The sequence below is a fragment of the Xanthomonas sp. D-99 genome (assembly GCF_017746145.1).
Taxonomy (GTDB): Bacteria; Pseudomonadota; Gammaproteobacteria; order Xanthomonadales; family Xanthomonadaceae; genus Xanthomonas; species Xanthomonas cissicola.
Genome location: NZ_JAGHWU010000056.1, coordinates 1 through 19,212 on the forward strand (window position 1 = coordinate 1; position 19,212 = coordinate 19,212).

Annotated in this window: 15 protein-coding genes, 2 other RNA genes and 1 pseudogene; 7 read left to right on the plus strand and 11 right to left on the minus strand. The window is 66.5% G+C overall.

Translation table 11 applies throughout. The annotated features are described in order from the left end of the window. The coding region (locus J7360_RS17035) for a transposase (protein WP_134813579.1) at positions 1-104 on the minus strand (104 nt) is incomplete at its 3' end. Positions 105-173: 69 nt separating this feature from the next. Here J7360_RS17035 and J7360_RS17040 point away from each other — a divergent pair. Beyond that, positions 174-581 (plus strand): annotated as a pseudogene (locus J7360_RS17040) (oxidoreductase); the annotation flags it as partial. Positions 582-623: 42 nt separating this feature from the next. Here J7360_RS17040 and J7360_RS17045 read toward each other — a convergent pair. The 4 genes from J7360_RS17045 to J7360_RS17060 all read right to left on the minus strand — a co-directional run bounded on the left by J7360_RS17045 (position 624) and on the right by J7360_RS17060 (position 2,034). After that, a non-coding RNA gene (locus J7360_RS17045) (sX9 sRNA) lies at positions 624-700 on the minus strand. A 60-nt stretch (positions 701-760) separates the two neighbouring features. Further along, positions 761-1,060: a type II toxin-antitoxin system RelE/ParE family toxin gene (locus tag J7360_RS17050; RefSeq protein ID WP_033479617.1), complete on the minus strand. Its 300-nt coding sequence runs from the start codon at positions 1,058-1,060 to the stop codon at positions 761-763. Beyond that, a complete protein-coding gene (locus J7360_RS17055) occupies positions 1,048-1,305 on the minus strand; it encodes a type II toxin-antitoxin system Phd/YefM family antitoxin (RefSeq protein WP_029818122.1) in 258 nt (85 codons plus the stop codon). Before J7360_RS17055 ends, J7360_RS17050 begins: the two co-directional genes overlap by 13 nt. 66 nt (positions 1,306-1,371) lie before the next feature. Then, positions 1,372-2,034: a hemolysin III family protein gene (locus tag J7360_RS17060; RefSeq protein WP_029818121.1), complete on the minus strand. Its 663-nt coding sequence runs from the start codon at positions 2,032-2,034 to the stop codon at positions 1,372-1,374. A gap of 178 nt (positions 2,035-2,212) precedes the next feature. Here J7360_RS17060 and J7360_RS17065 point away from each other — a divergent pair, with 178 nt between their 5' ends. Together J7360_RS17065 and J7360_RS17070 are read left to right on the plus strand one after the other, a co-directional pair. After that, on the plus strand, positions 2,213-4,708 hold the full coding sequence (locus J7360_RS17065) for a DEAD/DEAH box helicase (protein WP_057663399.1): 2,496 nt from the start codon (positions 2,213-2,215) through the stop codon (positions 4,706-4,708). After that, a complete protein-coding gene (locus tag J7360_RS17070; protein WP_057663402.1) occupies positions 4,705-6,180 on the plus strand; it encodes a ribonuclease H-like domain-containing protein in 1,476 nt (491 codons plus the stop codon). The genes J7360_RS17065 and J7360_RS17070 overlap by 4 nt, the downstream gene beginning before the upstream one ends. A 487-nt stretch (positions 6,181-6,667) precedes the next feature. On the opposite strand, the gene avrBs2 is transcribed toward J7360_RS17070, so the two are convergent. Together avrBs2 and J7360_RS17080 are read right to left on the minus strand one after the other, a co-directional pair. Continuing rightward, positions 6,668-8,857 carry a type III secretion system effector avirulence protein AvrBs2 gene (gene avrBs2 / locus J7360_RS17075; protein ID WP_209034311.1) on the minus strand — a complete coding sequence of 730 codons (2,190 nt, stop codon included), beginning with the start codon at positions 8,855-8,857 and terminating at the stop codon, positions 6,668-6,670. A 144-nt stretch (positions 8,858-9,001) separates the two neighbouring features. After that, complete coding sequence (locus J7360_RS17080; RefSeq protein WP_209034313.1) at positions 9,002-10,159, minus strand: ROK family protein; 1,158 nt, start codon at positions 10,157-10,159, stop codon at positions 9,002-9,004. A 102-nt stretch (positions 10,160-10,261) separates the two neighbouring features. On the opposite strand from J7360_RS17080, the gene J7360_RS17085 reads away from it, so the two are divergent. Both J7360_RS17085 and J7360_RS17090 read left to right on the plus strand, forming a co-directional pair. Continuing rightward, positions 10,262-12,925 carry a TonB-dependent receptor gene (locus J7360_RS17085; protein WP_209034315.1) on the plus strand — a complete coding sequence of 888 codons (2,664 nt, stop codon included), beginning with the start codon at positions 10,262-10,264 and terminating at the stop codon, positions 12,923-12,925. 11 nt (positions 12,926-12,936) lie between these two features. Beyond that, the gene (locus J7360_RS17090; protein ID WP_007964877.1) at positions 12,937-13,722 is read left to right on the plus strand and encodes a DUF1868 domain-containing protein; all 786 of its coding nucleotides are present in this window, start codon (positions 12,937-12,939) and stop codon (positions 13,720-13,722) included. A 139-nt stretch (positions 13,723-13,861) separates the two neighbouring features. On the opposite strand, the gene J7360_RS17095 is transcribed toward J7360_RS17090, so the two are convergent. Further along, positions 13,862-15,043, minus strand: a complete 1,182-nt coding sequence (locus tag J7360_RS17095) for a saccharopine dehydrogenase NADP-binding domain-containing protein (RefSeq protein WP_057664128.1) — start codon at positions 15,041-15,043, stop codon at positions 13,862-13,864. A 32-nt stretch (positions 15,044-15,075) separates the two neighbouring features. Continuing rightward, the gene (locus J7360_RS17100; RefSeq protein WP_244667826.1) at positions 15,076-15,705 is read right to left on the minus strand and encodes a hypothetical protein; all 630 of its coding nucleotides are present in this window, start codon (positions 15,703-15,705) and stop codon (positions 15,076-15,078) included. Between the two features lie 325 nt (positions 15,706-16,030). On the opposite strand from J7360_RS17100, the gene J7360_RS21450 reads away from it, so the two are divergent. Both J7360_RS21450 and J7360_RS17115 read left to right on the plus strand, forming a co-directional pair. After that, positions 16,031-16,225, plus strand: coding sequence for a hypothetical protein (locus tag J7360_RS21450; protein ID WP_226982485.1), 195 nt, complete (start codon positions 16,031-16,033; stop codon positions 16,223-16,225). 169 nt (positions 16,226-16,394) lie between these two features. Continuing rightward, a non-coding RNA gene (locus tag J7360_RS17115) (sX9 sRNA) lies at positions 16,395-16,468 on the plus strand. A gap of 321 nt (positions 16,469-16,789) precedes the next feature. Here the strand turns inward: J7360_RS17115 and J7360_RS17120 are convergent. Together J7360_RS17120 and J7360_RS17125 are read right to left on the minus strand one after the other, a co-directional pair. Then, positions 16,790-18,532 (minus strand): M56 family metallopeptidase, encoded by a 1,743-nt coding sequence (locus J7360_RS17120; RefSeq protein WP_209034317.1) that lies wholly within the window; start codon positions 18,530-18,532, stop codon positions 16,790-16,792. A 3-nt stretch (positions 18,533-18,535) separates the two neighbouring features. After that, entirely contained in the window at positions 18,536-18,922 is a 387-nt protein-coding gene (locus J7360_RS17125; protein ID WP_003482061.1) for a BlaI/MecI/CopY family transcriptional regulator, read from the minus strand. Positions 18,923-19,212 lie beyond the last annotated feature (290 nt).

Genomic DNA, 19,212 nt, shown 5'->3' on the forward strand with positions numbered 1-19,212 from the left:
GAGCTGATGCCGTGCTCGCGGCACAGCTCCGGCACGGGCGCACCGGCCTGGGCCTGCTTGAGCACGGCGATGATCTGGCTGTCGGTAAAGCGGGACTTCTTCATGGAACCTCCTCGGGAAAGGGGACGAGAAAATTCCACTTCTGGCGTCTGCTAACCTGTGGGGGGATTACCGATGCGCTGGCGGTGCAGTACGCACGCGAGTTGGCGCGCTGGGGCATCGAAACCTCGATCATCGTGCCCGGCGCCTTCACCAAGGGCACCAACCACTTCGCCCATGCCGGTACGCCGGACGATGCCGCGCGCGCCGCTGCGTACGAGGCCGGCCCGTATGCAGGCTTTGGCGAGCAGGTGCAGCAGGCGTTTGCGCGCCTGGTGCCCGAAGACGCCGACGTGGCCGAGGTGGCGCAGGCGATCGTGCAGGTGGTGGACACACCGTTCGGCAAGCGGCCGTTCCGGGTGCATATCGACCCGGCGGGCGATGGCGCCGACGTGGGCTTTGCGGTCCTCGATCGCCTGCGTGCAGAGATGCTGCACCGTGTGGGATTGGACGACCTGTTGGCACCGCGCGTGGTGGAATGATGGGATGCGGCAGGCGCTTGGAGTGCCTGCCGGCCGTAGAGCGGCTAACAGACGGTGGCGAGCAGTCGTCAGCTGGATGGGGACGGCGCACTCACAACCGGAGTGTCGGCGTGGTGCATGCTGCACCGAGCACCGGCCGCGCCTGCCTGGCGGCTGTGCCGTGGTTTTGTTGGCCGCTCTCAGCGTGAAAGACGGTTCCCGCGAAGCGCGCGCTCCGACCGCATTACGTGCACCACCACGATGCGCTGCCCATCCACGCGGTAGAACACGCGGCAAGGTGGTTCGACAATCTGGCGATAGCGCGAGCGCTTGAGTTCCTGTGGCCGGCTTCCGCTGTCCGGGTGTTCAATCAATTGCTCAACGTGCGCGAACACCCGTTTCACCAGCGCCGCTGCAGCGGGTGCGTTATCGATTGCGATGTAGTCGGCGATTGCGTCCAGATCAGCCAATGCCGGCACCGACCAGATTATTTCAGCCATCGCGCCATGCGTTGCTGTGCCTGTTCATGGCTCAGCGTACGGCCGTCCGCGACTGCCATTTCTCCCCGGGCGATTCCTTCGAGGAGCGCAATGCGCTGCTGCATGCGCTCATAGCTGGCAACATCCACCAGATAAGCACTGGGTAAACCGTGCTGTGTGATCAGGATTGGCTCCTTGTCGCGCTCTGCAGCTGCAAGGAGTTCGGTCGCCTGACGCTTGAGCGTGGTGACAAGTTCGGTGCGCATGCAGTGACATTAAAGTATCACTTCGGGCCAGGCAAGCGGCCGGCCCGAGGACGCCACACTGCGTGGTCACCCCTCCGCCAACGGCCGCAGGCACAGCCAGATGGCGCACCAGTGCGACAGTGCGCCGCCCAGCACATGGGCGTGCCAGATGGCGCGGTTGTAGACCATGGATTTGCGCACGTAGAACGCCACGCCCACGGTGTAGAAGGCGCCGCCGGCAACGATGAGCCATAGCACCGCGCTGTCCAGCCCGGCGATCATCTGGTTGATCACCACGATGCCGGCCCAGCCCAGCAGCAGATAGATCGCCACCCAGAAGCCCTTGGCGATGCCGGGCAGGCATAGCTTGGCGAACACGCCGAACAAGGCCACGCACCAGACGCTGAGGATCATCACCCAGCGCCAGGTGCCGTCCAGTGCCACCAGGAAGAACGGCGTGTAGGAGCCGGCGATCATGACGAAGATGCCGGCGTGATCGAACTTGCGCAGCATCGGTTGGCGCTGCGGCGGGGCGAAGTTGTAGGCCGCCGAACAGGCGAACATCACCAGCAGCCCCAGCGCATAGATGCAGGTGGCCAGCAGCATGGTCTGGTTGGCGTGCGCGCGCACCACCATCCAGGCGCCGCCGACGATGGCCAGCAACAGGCCGGCGGCATGTACCGCGATATCGGCGCGACGGGCAGAAACGGACTTGTAATGCGGAGCAGTGACGTTGGCAGGCACGGGCACGGCGTTTCTTCGGTGTGGGGGATCCCCATAGCGTGCAAGGCAGCCGTGACGCTGTGGGGGCGACAGGATACCCGGCTTGCTGAATCCGCTCAGTGAGGCAGGCTGGGCGCCGGCGCGCCGGTCTCATACCCTGAGACATCCTTTTCGTTTGATCTCCCGCTTTGGGAGCCTTTGCCGTATGCCTCCGTTTGCCCTCGCTCCCCGCACCGAAACCGCCGAACGCGCGCTGGCCACCACCGATGGCCGGCCCAGCCGCGATGGCGCACTGCTTACGCAGCGCCTGGAACGGCGCTACCACGACCGCATCACCGGCAGCTTCACCATCCCCGGGCGCGCGGGCCGCTATGCGCCGATTCCCGACGATGTGCCCGGGGCGCTGGCCGACGCCTTGCGCGCGCGCGGCATCAGCCAGCTCTACAGCCACCAGGCCGATGCCTGGGCGGCGACACAGCGCGGCGAGCATGTGGCGATCGTGACGCCCACCGCCTCGGGCAAATCGCTGTGCTACACGCTGCCGGTGGTGAGCGCGGCGATGACCAGCGGCGCCAAGGCCTTGTACCTGTTCCCGACCAAGGCGCTGGCGCAGGACCAGGTGGCCGAGCTGCTGGAGTTGAACCGCGCCGGCGAGCTGGGCGTGAAAGCCTTCACCTTCGATGGCGACACGCCCGGCGATGCGCGCCAGGCGATTCGGCTGCATGGCGACATCGTGGTGAGCAACCCGGACATGCTGCATCAGGCGATCCTGCCGCATCACACCAAGTGGGCGCAGTTCTTCGAAAACCTGCGCTATGTGGTGATCGACGAGATCCACACCTACCGCGGCGTGTTCGGCAGCCACGTCACCAACGTGCTGCGCCGGCTCAAGCGCATCTGCGCGTTCTATGGCGCCACGCCTCAATTCATCCTGTGCTCGGCCACCATCGGCAACCCGCATGCGCACGCGCAGGCCTTGATCGAAGAGCAGGTGCATGCCATCACCGAATCCGGCGCGCCCACCGGCGACAAGCATGTGCTGTTGTGGAACCCGCCGGTGGTCAATGCGGATCTGGGCCTGCGTGCCTCGGCGCGTTCGCAGAGCAACCGCATCGCGCGTATCGCCATCAAGAGCGGCCTGAAGACGCTGGTGTTCGCGCAGACGCGGCTGATGGTGGAAGTGCTGACCAAGTATCTGAAGGACATCTTCGACCACGACCCGCGCAAGCCGGCACGCATTCGCGCCTACCGCGGCGGCTATCTGCCCACCGAGCGCCGCGAGGTAGAGCGTGCGATGCGTGCGGGCACGATCGACGGCATCATTTCCACCTCAGCGCTGGAACTGGGCGTGGATATCGGTGCGCTGGACGTGGTGATCCTCAACGGTTATCCCGGCAGCGTGGCCGCGACGTGGCAGCGCTTCGGCCGCGCCGGGCGTCGCCAGCAACCGGCGCTCGGCGTACTGGTGGCAAGTTCACAACCGCTGGACCAGTACGTGGTGCGGCATCCGGATTTCTTCGCCGATGCCTCGCCCGAACATGCGCGTACCGCGCCGGATCAGCCGCTGATCCTGTTCGATCACATCCGTTGCGCGGCATTCGAGCTGCCGTTCATCGCCGACGAGCCATTCGGCCCGATCGACCCGCTGGTCTTTTTGGAAGCGCTGGCCGAAAGCGAGGTGATCCACCAGGAAGGCGATCGCTGGGAATGGATCGCCGACAGCTACCCGGCCAATGCGGTGAGCCTGCGCTCGGTGGCCGATGGCAACTTCGTGGTGGTGGACAAGAGCGACGGCAAGCAGCAGATCATCGCCGAGGTGGATTATTCGGCCGCTGCGCTCACCTTGTACGAAGGCGCCATCCACATGGTGCAGAGCACGCCGTACCAGGTGGAGCGACTGGACTGGGAAGGCCGCAAGGCGTATGTGACGCGCACGCATGTGGACTACTACACCGATAGCATCGACTACACCAAGCTCAAGGTGCTGGACCGCTTCGACGGCGGCGTGGCCGGCCGTGGCAACTCGCACCATGGCGAAGTGCATGTGGTGCGGCGCGTGTCCGGCTACAAGAAGATCCGCTACTACACGCATGAAAACATCGGTTACGGGCCGGTGAACCTGCCCGACCAGGAATTGCACACCACCGCGGTGTGGTGGCAGTTGCCGCAGGCGACCTTGGGCAAGGCCTTTGCGTCCAAGCAGGATGCGCTGGATGGCTTCCTCGGTGCTGCCTACGCGCTGCACGTGGTCGCCACGGTGGCGGTGATGGCCGATGCGCGCGATCTGCAAAAGGCCGTGGGCAATGGCGACGGCGCCTGGTTTGCGGTGGCCGACCAGACCGGGCGTGGGCAACTGCGCGGCGCGGAAGAAGGCGATGCGGCCACGGTGGAATTGCAGCAGGCGTTCGTACCCACGGTCTATCTGTACGACAACTTCCCTGGCGGGGTGGGCTTGAGCGAGCCGCTGTGGCTGCGCCAGGCCGAGCTGCTGCAGCGCGCGGACGAGTTGGTGCGGCGGTGCGATTGCAGCGCCGGTTGCCCGGCCTGCGTGGGCCCGGTGCTGGCCGCGCACGAAGCCGCCAAGGGCGAATCGCCCAAGTCGCTGGCACTGACGGTGCTGGCGTTGTTGTTCGATGCCGATGCGCCGTTGCGGCATGCCGCGCAGGTGGACGAGGACCTGGCGCTGGACGTGCTTGCATGAGTGTGAGTGCGGACCGGCTGCGCTTGCTGCGGCGTCAGGCCGGGCAGGCGGATGTGCGTGCGCCGGTGGTGGCTGATGACGGCGATGCGCTACACGATGCGGCGGCGGTGGATGCGAAGGCCGTGGATGCTGCGCCTGTCGGTGAGGTTGCGCCGCCGGCTGCCGGCACGGACACGCAGGGCACGATGCCTGCGCCTGGGCATGCACCGGGTGTCAGCGCCGAACGTCTGCGCCTGCTGCGCCGTCAGGTTGGCGGGCTGACGCCTGCCGCGCGCAAGGCCGATGCGGTCATGCCGACACGCGCACAGCGGGCCGCGGTCCCCAGCGCCGCGTTACCTGCTGCGCGCCCGCCGCTGCGAGAGAACGCGGCTGCACGTCATGGCGCCGTGGCCGGCCACCCCAACGAGGCATGCGCCGCATCAACACGCACGCCCCGCGCCTTGCAGTCGCCCATACCTGCACCGCCTGCGCGCGACGCATCGGTATTTGCGTGGGTGGAGCACGACGTGCGCCACAAGCCGGCGCTGCCGTCGACTGTCGATGTCGATGTCGATGTCGATGTCGATGCAATCATCGCTGTGGATACGGATAGCGCAAGCCAGTGGCCGACAGGGCGCGGCCCAACGACGGCATCGCCCGCCTCGACGTCGCCGGTACATCCGGTACAACGCCGCACCGATATCGCCGGCCTGCGCAAGATGATCGGCCTGCGCGAGCGCGCGGTCTCGGCGCACGCACCGGTCCGCGCGCCATCCACCGACCGATCTCTGCCCGGCAACGAGATCGCGCCCGGCCTGCATCTGATCCAGGCGTTCCTGCCGCAGGCGATTCCCACCGAGGCGCTCTCGCTGGCTTTCGCCAAACGCGACGATGCCGTCGACCCGATGGACCTGCTGTTCTTCGATACCGAAACCACCGGGCTGGCCGGCGGTACCGGCACCCGTGCCTTCATGATCGGCGTGGCTGATTGGGTTGTCGATGCCGTGCAAGGCAGCGGCCTGCGCGTGCGTCAATTGATGATGTCCACGATGGCGGCCGAAAGCGCGATGCTGGATCTGTTCCGCACCTGGCTGACACCGCGCACCGTGCTGTCCAGCTACAACGGTCGCTGCTACGACGCCCCGCTGCTGAAGACGCGCTACCGCCTGGCACGTCGCGGCGACCCGCTTTCTGCACTGGACCATGTGGACCTGCTGTTCCCCACCCGCCGGCGCTATCGCGGCACCTGGGAGAACTGCAAGCTCGCCACCATCGAACGGCAACTGCTGCGCGTGGTACGCGAAGACGACCTGCCCGGCTCCGAGGCCCCGGCGGCCTGGTTGAGTTACCTGCGTGGCGGCAGCGCGCGCAACCTGCGCCGCGTGGCCGAGCACAACCATCAGGATGTGGTGACGCTGTCGCTACTGATGCAACGGTTGGTGGCGGTGGACGCGCAGGAGCGCAATGCGCTGACGTTGGCGTGCACGCCTTGATGGGGTCATGCGGTTGCGGTGAGTCGGTGGTGCGGGGCAGAACGTCGGCTTGACTGACCCCACTACAGGGCGCTCGGCGCACGTTGTGCAATCCACGACCACCCGTCCGGTCATTCATTGCGGCGTGACGCGCATATGGCGCGTCTGCCATGGATGAATGCTTGCGATGGAAAGCATCCAATGCAGTGGTGGCGCACTGCAGGCGGCTGCGGGGTTACTCCGAAGAGATCACGCACTTGCCTCCACCGATGCATCGATGGGAGGCAAGTGCGGATGCAGATGCATGTAACGCGACATCGCACGCAGCGGCACGTGGATGCAGTGCCCTGCAGCGCGCCTGCTCAGGCGCCCCATCGCTCGGGCGCTGGCTTGCCGGTGCAGGTGCATGAGCTCTCGCAAGTCCTGACGTTGCCCGACCGTGGCTTGGGGCGCCTGCATGCCGCCCCAAGCGCTCGACCTGCCAATCGGGGCGGTGAGGTTAGAAGGCTCAATCCGTCTCGGTCTGCCTGGCCTGCTCATTGAGGTAGTGAGTCACAGGAGCGCCACGGTATTTGTCGGTCAGCACGCCAAGCGCTTTGGCGCGCTTGTCCAACGCACGCGCTGCCGCAGGGTCATTCACCATGTCTGCAGTGTGATCGTGTTGTTTGCCTTCGCGAACCGCGGCGATGTGGTTCGGGTCGGCGGGGATGGAACTGGCCTGGAATTGCCGGGTTCGCTGCTGCACGATCTCGGCGTCCCGGTTGATATCGATGGGCGTTTCCGGCGGCACGTCGAGTTCGTTGCCGGTATGGCCCCGGGCCAGCGTGCGGTTTTCCAGGATGGCGAGCAATTCCGCCTCGGGCTGATCGGTCAACAGGCTTTCGCCATCATCGCGAAACGCACCGGCCGTGGTGCGCTTGACGCCGAAGCCCTCGTCGGTGAGCTTTTGAAGCTCACCGAAGTTGCGGTAAACATAGTAGTCCTTGTCGTGATTGGCGCGCGGTACGGAAAAGTCCTCATACCGGTAGCTCACCGAATACGCGGCCTTTGCGTAGGCCGAGTCAGGCTGGCGCATCCGCGCCCGAGCCGCTTCCATGGCCTTGCCGGCATCGCTGTCGTCGGTGGCCACCGCCTCCACGATCACCGGGCGCATCTTGGTCCAGCTGTCCAGCCACTGCATTGCGGTGTCTGCGAGTCCTTCGGCGCCCTGCTCATTGCTGTGAAAGAAGCCACGCAAGCGCTCATCGTTCAACATGCCCTGGCTCAAGACCGGCACCACGTTGATCTTGGCCAGCAAGCGATCCAGCGCGGCGCGGCGCGGCGCGTCCTGCGAGTGCAACGGGTTGATCTGGTAGTGCTTGTACAAATTGGACAGGAATTGGTCAAAGCCGCCCGTGTAGTACTTGGCATAGACCTTGATCGCCGCAGCCTTGCGCAAGTCCGGCCGGCGCATCAGCAGCATCGCCACCGCTTCGCCGGTATTTTCCTTGCAATCCAGCGCTACCGACATCGGTTCGGGCTTTTTGAGCACGTGCTCCAGCATCTGCTCCACGCCGGCGATGGTCTGGTCGGTCTTGACGTAGTTACCGTCAGACGGGTTGCGAATCACCAGCGGCATTTCGCGCAGCTCGGCGAACGGAAGCTGCGACACCAATCGGTTCTGCGGGTCGCCTGCCATTCGGCCAACACTGAAATCGTGCATCAACACCGGCACGCCATCGGCACTGACTTCGACGTCCAGCTCCAGATTGCGGTAGCCCTGCTCGTAGGCATGATCGATGGATGCCAGCGAGTTTTCCGGGATGCCGGCGTGGTTATCGAACAGCCCGCGATGCACCATGACGTCCTTTCCGAACGCACGCGTGCTGGGTGCTTCGAAGTAGTGGTCGTGCACGAGCGATTTTCGATGATTGCGCAACAGCGCTTGCTTGCCTTCCAGCAGACGATGGTCGTTGGCCTTGAAGAACCCGGCGCCACCGTCGCGGGCCGGCACCTCGTGGCCGTGGTAGCGCGCGGCTTGCTGCAACTTGCGCCGCCCCGGCGCGCGTGCGGCAGGCTGCAGCCAGTTCGGCGTCGCCAGCCCGTGGCCGGAAAGATTCAACTGCTTGCCAAGTGCGGCAAGCGCCGCGTCGCTGAAACTGTCGCCAGGCGCAAACGCGCGCTGCAGATTGAAGATGATGCGACCCTGCTGCGCGTCGATCAGCACCGGGTCTGCCGCCGCACGTGCGCGTGCGGGCATTCCGCGCGACATGGCACTGAAGGCGGCGGTATCCAGATACACCGGTTCCAGTGTCCCGGCGGCAAAGCGTGCCGCAATGCTGTCGGGTTTGAGCGCCGTGCCGGCCTGCGCAAGATGCGTGGCAAGCTTGGTTTGCAGTGTCTGCACGGTGATCTGGCGCGCCTGCACTTCGGCCAGGCGCTGCTCGGAGAATTCGCTGTCGAGCGCCACCAGGGCCGGCTTGCCGGTCATCGCGCTGTCGTTCAGTGGCACCAGCGGGGGCACGCTGCCGGCGCGGCGACGCGGCCGTTCTCGCAGTGGCGGGGTGTCGCCCGGCATGTGCGGCACCTGCGTCGGGCTGATCGCACTGGTGTGCGCTGGTAATGCCGCCGCAGCAGTGCGCGCGACAGAAGGTTGCAGAGGACCGATACGCATGATGACCTCGAAAACGCGGCGGGCGGCCAGTAAAGCGCGTGGCATATGACAATTCGCAAATTAGGCGAAAAGTACCGCCGGGATGCGAAACGATGCCTGCGTTGCGCGCGTTGTGCGGGCGCGCAGCGCATGCCTTGTTTGGCAGCGGTGCACAGCGCTTGGCGCGCATATCGCCGCGCATGACGCGCGCTAGAACAGCGTTTCCTTGAACGGCAGCATGGCCGCGCCCAGCACGGTGGCATGCGCCGTCACCTGCCCGACCTGCAGGGTCGGATACGGCAATGCAACGCCCCGCCGCGGCGCAGGTTCGAAGGCGATGCGGGCGATCAGCCGTTGCGCAAGATCGGTTGGCAGGCGCGCGCCAAAAACAATCACACGCGGATCGATCAACGCAATGATCGCCGCCACCGCAAGCGTCACGGTCGGCTGCACTGCATCCAGCCACGCGTCGATCTGCGGCCACGCCGCATCGTAGTGCTGCAGCATGGTGTGCAGGTCCGGCAGCGCGTAGCCATCGGCAGCCAGCGCCTGGCGCAGGCTTTCCAGCGTTGGCCGCGCCATGCCGGTGATGGCCGAGATGCGCCCCAGTTCGCCCACATTGCCATGTTCGCCGCGGCGCACCTTGCCGGCAGCAATCACGCCGGCAGCAAAGCCGTCGGAGATCGACAGATAGACCAGATCTGGCGATTGGCGGCCAATGCCGTACACGGCCTCGGCCAGGGCGGCGCAATGGGCGTCGTTGTCCATCCAGACCGGTAGCTGCAGGCAATCGGCGACAAACCGATCCAGCTCCACCTGCATCCATTCCGCTGCCAGCGACAAGGGCGGATTGACCCGGGTGCCATCGCCGATGCGCGGGCCGGTCATGCTCAGACCGACGCCGAACACATGCTGCCGATCCACGCCGGCCGCCCGTAGCAACGCCTCCACCAAGGCCGGCAGTCGTGCACGCACCACCGCCAGCGTCAGCGGGAAGGCCGTGAGCTGGCGCATGCCACGAACCTGGCCGGCGAAGTCGATCAGCACCACTGCAAAGCCATCGACCATCACCGACACTCCGACGCTGTATGCATACCCCGGCACCAGACTCACCTGCGCGCTCGGTTGGCCACGGCCACGCCGCAGCGAGGGCCGCAACTGCAGCAGGCCGTGCGCCACCAGCGGGTCGACGATGCCCTTGATGCCGGGCACGCTGAGCCCGCTGGCGCGCGGCAGATCCGCACGCTCGAACTGCCCGGCCCTGCGGATCAGATCCAGCAGCAGGCGCTCGTTGGAACCGGCGGCCTGCCCATCGCTGCGACAGCGGTAATGCGAACGAATAGCTACGTTTGCGAACAAAGAGGGCATGCAGGGCGAAACGTCCGTCGTTGTCATAATCGCTTTAATTAAGCAGCTTAATTTAATCCGTCCGCGGCCCTGCGTTGGGGCCATCGACGTTGGTATCGTGCCATGCGCCTGTTGCATCCCCCTTCCCGACCCCGTTGCGCTGCCCTGTCTGGCCCACCGCATCCGCATCCGCATGCGCTATCGCTGGCGCTGGGGCTGGCCTTGATCGCTTGGCTTCCCTGGCAATCCACCGCTGCGGACATGTCCGGCGGAGCCGACGCGCTGACCATGGATGCGGTGCAGGTGCGCAACCCGGTCCAGTCGCAGAACACGCGCGCCATCGCCACCAAGCAGGCGGCGCCCACCATCGTGGATTCGGTCGCTGCCGACAGCATCGGGCAATTGCCGGACTTCAATGTGGGCGATGCGCTGCGCCGGGTCACCGGCGTGAGCACGGTCGAGTACCAGGGCGAACCGCGCTATGTGACGGTGCGCGGCCTCAACGGCAACTACAACAGCATGCTGATCGACGGCTTTGCATTCGCCAGCAACGACATCGGTAGCCGCCAGGCGCTGATGGATGTGCTGCCGGCGAACTTCGTGGACCGCATCGATGTGGTGAAGTCGCTGCTGCCGGAGAACGATGGTGGCGCGATCGGGGGCGTGACCAACCTGGTCACCGCCACCGGCTTTGCCCGGCCCGATGGCCTGCTGACCGCCTCGGCCAAGGGCGGCGCCAACCTCATGGGAAGCCGCTATGGCGGCCGCACGCCGGTGGGCGAAGGCGAGCTGAAATGGGGCAAGCGCTTCGGGCGTGACGGCCAGTTCGCGTTTTTGGGTGCGGCCAGCATCTGGCGCCGTGAGATTTCGGTGCCGCAGCAGGAAAATGGAGGCGCCCTGAAATGGTACAACGCCGATGGCACGCGCGCGCCGTCGGCCTATGGCGGCACCGGCGCTGCGGTGCCCAGCGAACGGCGCTGGTACAACTACGACAACACCCGCGAACGGCGCGGCGTGACCGCGCGCGTGGATTGGCAGCCGGACGGTCCGCTCAGCGGCCATGTGTCCGGCTACACCTTCAACCAGCGCGAATCCTCCGACCGCAATACCCAGGCCGCCCAGGTGCAGAACAGCGCGCGCCTGACCCGCAGCGGCCCGCAAAGCGGCACGCTGGACAATCTCAACCAGCTCGTCGAGTTGGGGCAACTGCGCTGGAAGCGGGGGCTGTCCGGCATCAACGGCGAACTGCTGGCCGAGCTGCCTGGCCAGTGGCGCGGCGCGCTGCGGGCAAGCACCTCGCGCGCCACGGTGGACAACCCGCAGACCTGGGACCGCTTCCAGCAGAACCGCCTGGCTTACGGCTTCGATTGGAATGGCACCCTGCCGGCATTCACGGCCCTGGACCCGGCACTGGCCGACGACCCGACCCGCTACGCCAACCTCAACCACCAGCAGGAGCGCACCACCTACGCCGAACGGGTGAGCGACCTGCAACTGGAGCTACGTCGCAACATGGACGACGACAGCCGCGGGCTGGGACTGGCCTGGGGCCTGCGACAGGTGCGCACGCACATGCAGACCGCGTTCCAGCGCACGACCTGGAGCGGGTTGCCCTATTCGCTGGCCGATGTGCTGGGCGATCCCACCTGCGCCCTGGGTTGCAACGCGCCCATGTTGACCATCGACCCGGACCTGGCCGACGCCCGCTGGGAGGCCGCGTCCGGCCAGGCGCGCGGCGTGGTGGACACCACCGCGCAGAACAGCGGCACCTACACGGTGGATGAGCAGGTGCGCGCCGGCTTCGCACAAGCACAGTGGCGCGGCGAGCGCTGGCGGTTGACCGGCGGCGTGCGCCTGGAGCAGACCCGCTTTGGCAGCAGTGGCCAACAATTGAGCGGAACCGTCTGGGCGCCTGTCAGTGCGCAACGCACCTACCGCAACTGGTTGCCATCGCTGGCCGGCCAGGTGCAGACCAGTGCCAACGGCACCTTGCGCTTCGGCGCCTCGCGCTCGATCGGGCGACCGCGCCTGGACCAGATGGCCTTGAACGGCGGCGTGCTCACACTGGGCAGCAACCCGCCCACGCTCAACCAGGGCAACCCGGATCTGCAGCCGCGTCGCTCGCAGAATCTGGACCTTGGCCACGACTGGACGTTCGACGATGGCGGCAGCCTGCTGTCGATCGCGCTGTTCCACAAGACCATCGACAACGAGATTTTCCGTTACGGCCAGCTGCAGAGCATCGACGGCGAGCAGGTGCTGGTCACCCAACCGCGCAATACCGACCGGCCGGTCCGCATGCGCGGCGCCGAACTCGGCGCGATCAAGGAACTGGGCCCGTGGCTTCCCGCGCTGGCCGGGCTGTCGGTCGGTGCCAATGTCACCTTCCTGGACGTGGACTACCCGGTGGTGCTCGGCGATGGCAGCCGCACCACCTTGTCGGTGCTGCCGCAGCAACCCAAGCAGCTGTGGAATCTGACCCTGAATTACGCCCGTGGGCCGCTGCGCGGCACCCTGGCCTGGAGCCGGACCGGCGAGCTGTGGGACGACCGCTACCCCAACTACAGCAACCAGCAGGAGTTTTATCGCAACCGCTACCAACAGCCGCTGGACCGTCTGGACCTGAAGCTGGCCTGGGACGTCTCGCCGGCAGTGGCCGTGAGCCTGGATGTGCTCAACCTGACCGGCCAGGGTTACGAGTACCGCATCGGCCGCCACCAGGAATACGTGCAATCGGCCTGGAAAATGGCACCCACCGTGATGCTCGGCGTCAACGTCAAACTCTGAGGGTTTTTTCCATGTCGTCGTTTCTGGACACACGCATCAGCCGCCGTCACCTGATGGCTGCCACCGGCGCCTCGCTGCTGGCCACCGGTCTCACCACACGGGCCATGACGCCGCCGCCCTCGGATGTGGGCCGCAAGTTTCTGCGCTCGCGACGGCCGATGCCGTTTGCCGGCAATACCTTTGTGGGTCACCTGGAACAACAGGGCGATGGCTACGACAGCTTCGACCGCGTGCTGAATATCTACCGCGAGTTCCCCGAGCAGCGCTTTGCCCACAAGTTCGCCGTGCTGCCGCCGAGCAGCTACCACGTGACCTTGTTGGGCGGGGTCAATGAGATCGACCGTGCGCGTGGGCCCTGGCCGAGCGATCTGCCGCGCGACCATGCCTTGGCGGATATCAACGCGGCCTATCTGGCGCGGTTGAAGGAGCGCGCCGCGCCGCCCTTGGGCGCTTGCCGCTTCCTGGTCGACCCGACGGCAGCCAGGACCGGCAATAACGACAATCTGCTGATTCCATTGAAGCCGGCCGACACGCAAACCGCGCAGCGCCTGGAAGCGGCGCGCCAAGCGCTGATGCAACTGACACGCTTGCAGCGCCCCGACTACACCAACTTCCAGTTTCATATTTCGCTGGCTTACCTGTGCGACACGCTGGATGCGGCAGAGCAGACGGCGTATCGCACCGCGGTGCGCGGCTGGCTCACACAGCTGGCAGCCGCGGGGCCGATCACGGTGCCACGCTTTCATTTTTGTACGTTCGACGACATGGACGCATTTCGCACGGTGCTAGAGGTCTGAGGTTGCGTTGGGACGGCGACGCAGCGATGTGCGCCGGCCACGTGGTTTCAGAACTCCCCGCCGCGCACAGCGAGCTTGGTTTCCCGCCTGGTGTGCTCGGCAAAGGCCTGGCGCTGCGCTGGTCTTGTGCATCGTCCGATCACCGGTGCGCTTGCGTCACCGCCGTGGTCATCTGCCACGCGGCAAACTCCTGCTCGAAATCGGCCAGCGTCAGCAGCCCCATGCAGGCATGCGCGCCGATCGGCAGCCGATGCCCGGCAGCGAGCTTGCGTATCAGCAAGACAGCGGCGAAACAGGGAATTTCCGGGCCATGCAGCATCGCGGCGGTGAGGTCCCAGTGCAGCACCAGCGGGCGGCTCGCCCCGTCCGCGCCATCGCAGGTGCCGCGCAGCTCCACCCGCATGCCGCCCAGATCGGTGCCGAAGCGGTCAAACCAGCGCCCGGCGTTGGCAAACGCATCGGCCAGGCGCTGCATCGGTAGCGGCACGCCGCGTTGACGTAGCCAGGCGACGCCGGCCAGGCAGCGCTGCAGGAACGGCACTTCCAGCGCCGCACGAAATTGCACGGTCTGCACGCCGGGATAGCGCTGCGGCAACAGGTCGTGGTCGGGCACATCGCACGGCGAGGCCAGGCGTGGGGCGAGCTGCGCGAAGTGCACGCGCGTGGGGCGTGCCCAGCCCACCACCTGCTGCCAGCGGCCAGCCTGCCACCAGTTGAAAGGCGTGCCGCAATACGACAGCACCGCACGCACGGTGGCCAGACCCAACGGCGTGCCCTGTGCGGGTGCGATGACCGTGCCGATCTCGTGCAGTGCCGAAAAGCGCGGCAACAGCGCATCGATCACCGCGCTGGACAATGCCGGCAAGGTACTGGCACCGCTGATCGCCACGCGCTGGGCTTGGCGCGCGGCGGGATCCATCGCCGCGGCGAAATCGCGGACGAAGGCGCGGCCATCGGCCAGATCGATGTAGTGCATGCCGGCCTGCAGGCAGCAGCGGGCCACCGCGTACTGCTGTCCCTGGAACGGCCCGGCGGTATGCACCACCGCATCGGCGCCGGTGGCCGCCAGTTGCACGGAAAAATCGCTTGCATCGATATCCAGGCGGCAGGTGGAGATGCGGCCGGGTGCGACATCCGGCCAGGTGGTCGCTGCATCGCCCGGACGCCGGCCCGCGGCAATGACGTGGATCTGCGCGGTTGCCGCCAACGCACGCACGATGCGTGCACCGAAGTGGCCGAAGCCGCCCAATACCACTACCCGATACGTCATGGCCTGCTCGCCGCCTGTGTCTGTGCACAGTATCGGCGAGCGCACCACGATGCACGCACATGCACGCGACCGGCGCAGTCCGGCTAACCGTCGATACGCGTCGCCAGCCCGCTTCTCAGTGCTTCGCGCAATACCTTCAATGCCTGTTGCGTGGCCAGGCGGGATGCACCGGCCTGCTTGCTCGCCAACACGGGCTGTCGCTGCGCCAGTGCCTGGTGCTGCCTGGCCAACGCCTGCAGCGCATCGGGCGTTGCAGGCGGCTGCGCCGAGGTGGACGTCGTGGCCGATGCTGTGCGTGTCGAGGCCCGCAGCAGGCGCGGCTCGGCATGCGCGGACAGCTGCGCGGCGAGTGCGGCCTGCCGTTCGCTCAAGTCTTGCTGACGTGCGGCCAACCTGGCTTGAGCGTCGGCCAATTGCTGGCTGCGCAGATACGCCACAGCCAGCTGATGGAGCAAGGTTGGATCACGCACCAGATATTGCGTCCCATCGGCGCGAAACCACAGCACGCGTCTTCCATCGCCAGCGTAGCGGCGCGCCGTATGCAGGTCATCGGGCGTGCCGTGCATCACTTCGCCATCGCCATGCACCAGCACGTAGGCATCGCCTTCGCGCTGCGTGTTTGCAGTGGCATGGCTGCAGGATTTATGCGTGCCGACGCGCGGCCGTGCCGGTGCAGCGGCTGTAGTGGGAGCGACCGGTGTTGCTGGAGACATGGCAGGTGCAGCAGGTACGGCAGGTCCTGCGTTGGCCGGGGGCGCTGCTGGTGCTGCCCGGGCGGCAATGGCAGGCGCAGGCGCCGTGGGTGCGGTCGCGGCTAGCGGAGTGATCGCAGGCGCGCGCAGCGCAGCGGCAACCGGCGCGGTTCGTGCAACGTTCATCTGCGGTGTTACTGGCGCAGGCGGTGCGATGCCACCCACAGGCACGACATCGGCAATGGGTGCAGCCTGCGTCGTTGAAGGCGTAGCAAAACCAGCAAAGACCGGCGTAGCAGGTGAGGTGTGCATACCGGCAACTGCAAGCACGGCAGAGGCGTGCGCGATGGCCGCGCCGCCGGCAACTGCGGCAAGGGCCACCAGCAACGCCGAACGCAGGCACAGCATGGGGGAAGTGGTCTGGATCATGGGAGATCTCCACGAAAGGCACAGTGAGTTGAGTGCGCCTGCGCAGGGCACGCAGGCGGATGGAAACAGCGATCACGCGGCCACGGCGTTGCCGACGCTGCAGGCGTCGTGACGCAGGAGTGCCGGGCTGTGGCGGGCCCGTGGTGTTGCAAGTGCTGCCTTTACCGAGGCGATGCCAGCGCATTGCGCCGGCACGTGCCTGGCATCAAGACCTGCGCTAAAAGCAGCAAAAAGTGACTTCACTCAACGCACGGTGAGTGCGGCCGGTGCGCTGAATCGGCATGTACCGCGCGCACTGCGATTCCGATCGCGCCGGCCACGCCACCTGACGACTGCTCGCTACGTTCTGTTCTCCACTCTTGCTGCGGCGGCGTGTCTGCCGGCCGTGCACGGCCGGATGTGGAGTGACGCTGCATGCCATGCCGTGTTGCTCCGTGACCAACGGAACCCATCGCCGCGGGAACGTGCGGTCTACCGCGACCCACGCGGGTTCTCGCGATTGGGTCGCTGCGACAGCGACAAGCCCGTGCGAACCGCTGTCGGCTATGGCGGCGAGCAGCTGGCGTAATTAATACGCCAAGAAGCGACGCGTCCCCGAACCTATGCGTGGTGCCTGCTCACTCCTCGTACCACCACGCCCGCCCGACGGTGAGCGCAGGCGTTTCGTCAATGGTGTCTAGTTGTTCACGCGCTCTGCTTCTGCTTGCGCCTGGTCTGCCTCTGCTTGCGCTTTTTCGGCCTCCACCTGCGCTTGCGCTGCCTCGCGTTGCGCTTGCGCCGCTTCCCGTTGGCCGCGTCTGGCCTCGGCGCGGCCCTGCAGAGCGGCCTGCTTGGCCATCTCGACCTGGTGCCGCGACAGCGCGTCCGCTTGTCGCACCGCGGCGGCATACGCGTATTGCGCCTGACGATGCTGCTGCGCCACGTCGCGAATCTGCTGCTGGGCTTGGCGTGCTTGCTGTTGCGCCTCCTGCTTGGCCTGCGCCAGTTCCGGGCCGAGGGAGGCCAGTTGTTCGCGTGCTTCCTGCAATGCGTCCTGTGCGGCCTGCATGCGGTCTTGCTGTAGTTCAAGGTCGTGGTTGTCGGCAGCGAACGCATCGCGCACGGCGGCTTGCGCGTCATGGGTGGCATCGCGGCGGATGCGGTCCAGGTCGAGATTCCAGCCGCTGTCTGTCGGGTCTGCGTCCTCGTCATGCAGCGGTTCGGCGCCCAGCACATCGGCGATGACACCGTGCGTGGCAGGGGCGGCCGCTTCCGCAGGCACAGCCGGCAACGCCGGTGCAGGCAACGCGCGCATCGGCGCTGCGGCGTCGGCAGCCTCTGCCGTGCTGCTGCCCTGTACACGTGGCGCTGGCGGGGCAGTCACCACAACCGGCTGCATGCCGGCAGAGGTCACCGGCGCCGGCACCGGCATGGCCACCAGGCGCAGCGGCAGCACACCGCAAACGGCCACCGCGGCCAAAATCATCGCGGCGGCCAGCCGCGGAAACGCGTGGGTGTCCTGCAACATCGACAGCCTGCGCTTCAAGCTGATGAACGAAGGCGAGGCGCTTGCCACGCCACCGCGCGGGCGCGGCGCCACGCCCAGTTGCAGCAACAAGCGGCCGTAGTCATGGCGGCAATGGCGGTGCCCGGCGACCACGGCGGCATCGCAGGCGGCTTCGCGGGCGATCGCATATTCGCGCGCGGCCAGATGCACCAGCGGGTGGAAGAAGAACAGGTGCTGCGCCAGCGCCGGCAGCAAGCCCCACCACAGATCGCCACGACGCAGATGGATCAGCTCATGGGTCAGCGCCATGTCCAGATCGTCATCGGCCATGTGCGGCAACCGTGCAGCAGGCAGCAGCAACACCGGTTGCCACGGGCCGATCAACTGGGGCGAGTCGATTTGCGATGACAGCCGCAGCGCCGGCGGGCGTGACAAGCCATGCGCCTCAGCTGCCATCTGCAACGCCTGCACCAAGGCCTGGTCATTGCAGGGCTGCGCCGCGCGCACCAATGCACGGCTGCGCAGATAGGCGCGCGCCGTGCCGGCGGCCAGCACCAGCACGCCGGCCGCCCACAGCGCCAGCAATGCCACCGGCCAGATTGACCACGTGCCAGCCTGCATGGCCTGCGCGGTGGCGCCCGCATGCGCGGCCATGGATGCCGCGGCGGTGGCGTTTGCCAGTGGCGCCAGGCTGTCGGCCGAGCCCAGCGCGCTCGTCACGCTATGCGCCGGCAGCACCGGCAGTTGGACCGGGTTGCTCCACACCAGGCCCACCACCGCCTGCACGCCCACCAGCCACCACAACCAGGTCTGCGTGGCTGCCGGCAGGCGGCGCACGCCGCGGAACAGCGCCCACACCACCAACACCAGCACCGCGGTCTGCACGCTGGTGGCGCCAAGCTTCCATAACACCGCTTCGATCAGGGGCGACATGACTCAATCCTCCTTACGCTGCGACTGCAGCTTGGCGACCAATGCTTCGAGTTCGGCCAGTTCGGTATCGCTGACTTCGGCGCGTTGCGACATCCACGCCACGAACGGCGACACCGAACCCTGCAGGGTCTTCTCGACGAACTGCCCCACCGCCCCGCGCACCACGTCGTCCTGGCCCGCGGTGGCGCTGTAGCGGTATACACCGTCGACCTGCTTGCGGCGCAGGAAGCCTTTGGCCCGCAGCCGCTCCATCATGGTCAGCACGGTGGAGCGCGCGAGCCCGCGCGGCTCACCGAACGCGGCCGCCACTTCGCCCACGCTGGCATGCCGCTGTTCTTCGATGTATTGCAGCAGGGCCAGCTCCTGGTCCCCGATGGTCTTGCCGCGCATGGCGCTCTCCCTGACTACAGTTGTCGCTACCGTAGGCCTGACGACAGCTGTAGTCAATAGGTCGGATGGCAGGGGGGACGTGCGGGTTGCCGTGGCGTCTGTTGGATGCGGCAGAAGGAGGGAACAGGGCTTAGTTCGTGAGAATGATGATTAGGCAGAAGTTGAGAGCGAAAGCTGCAAGGAACCTAGGGAAGGTCTGAACAACGAGACCTGACAGGGCGGAAGGTGGCGTCGTTCCGAAGAGTGGCTTTTGGAACTTCGGAATTTCGCCATTTCTGGCGCTTTCCGCG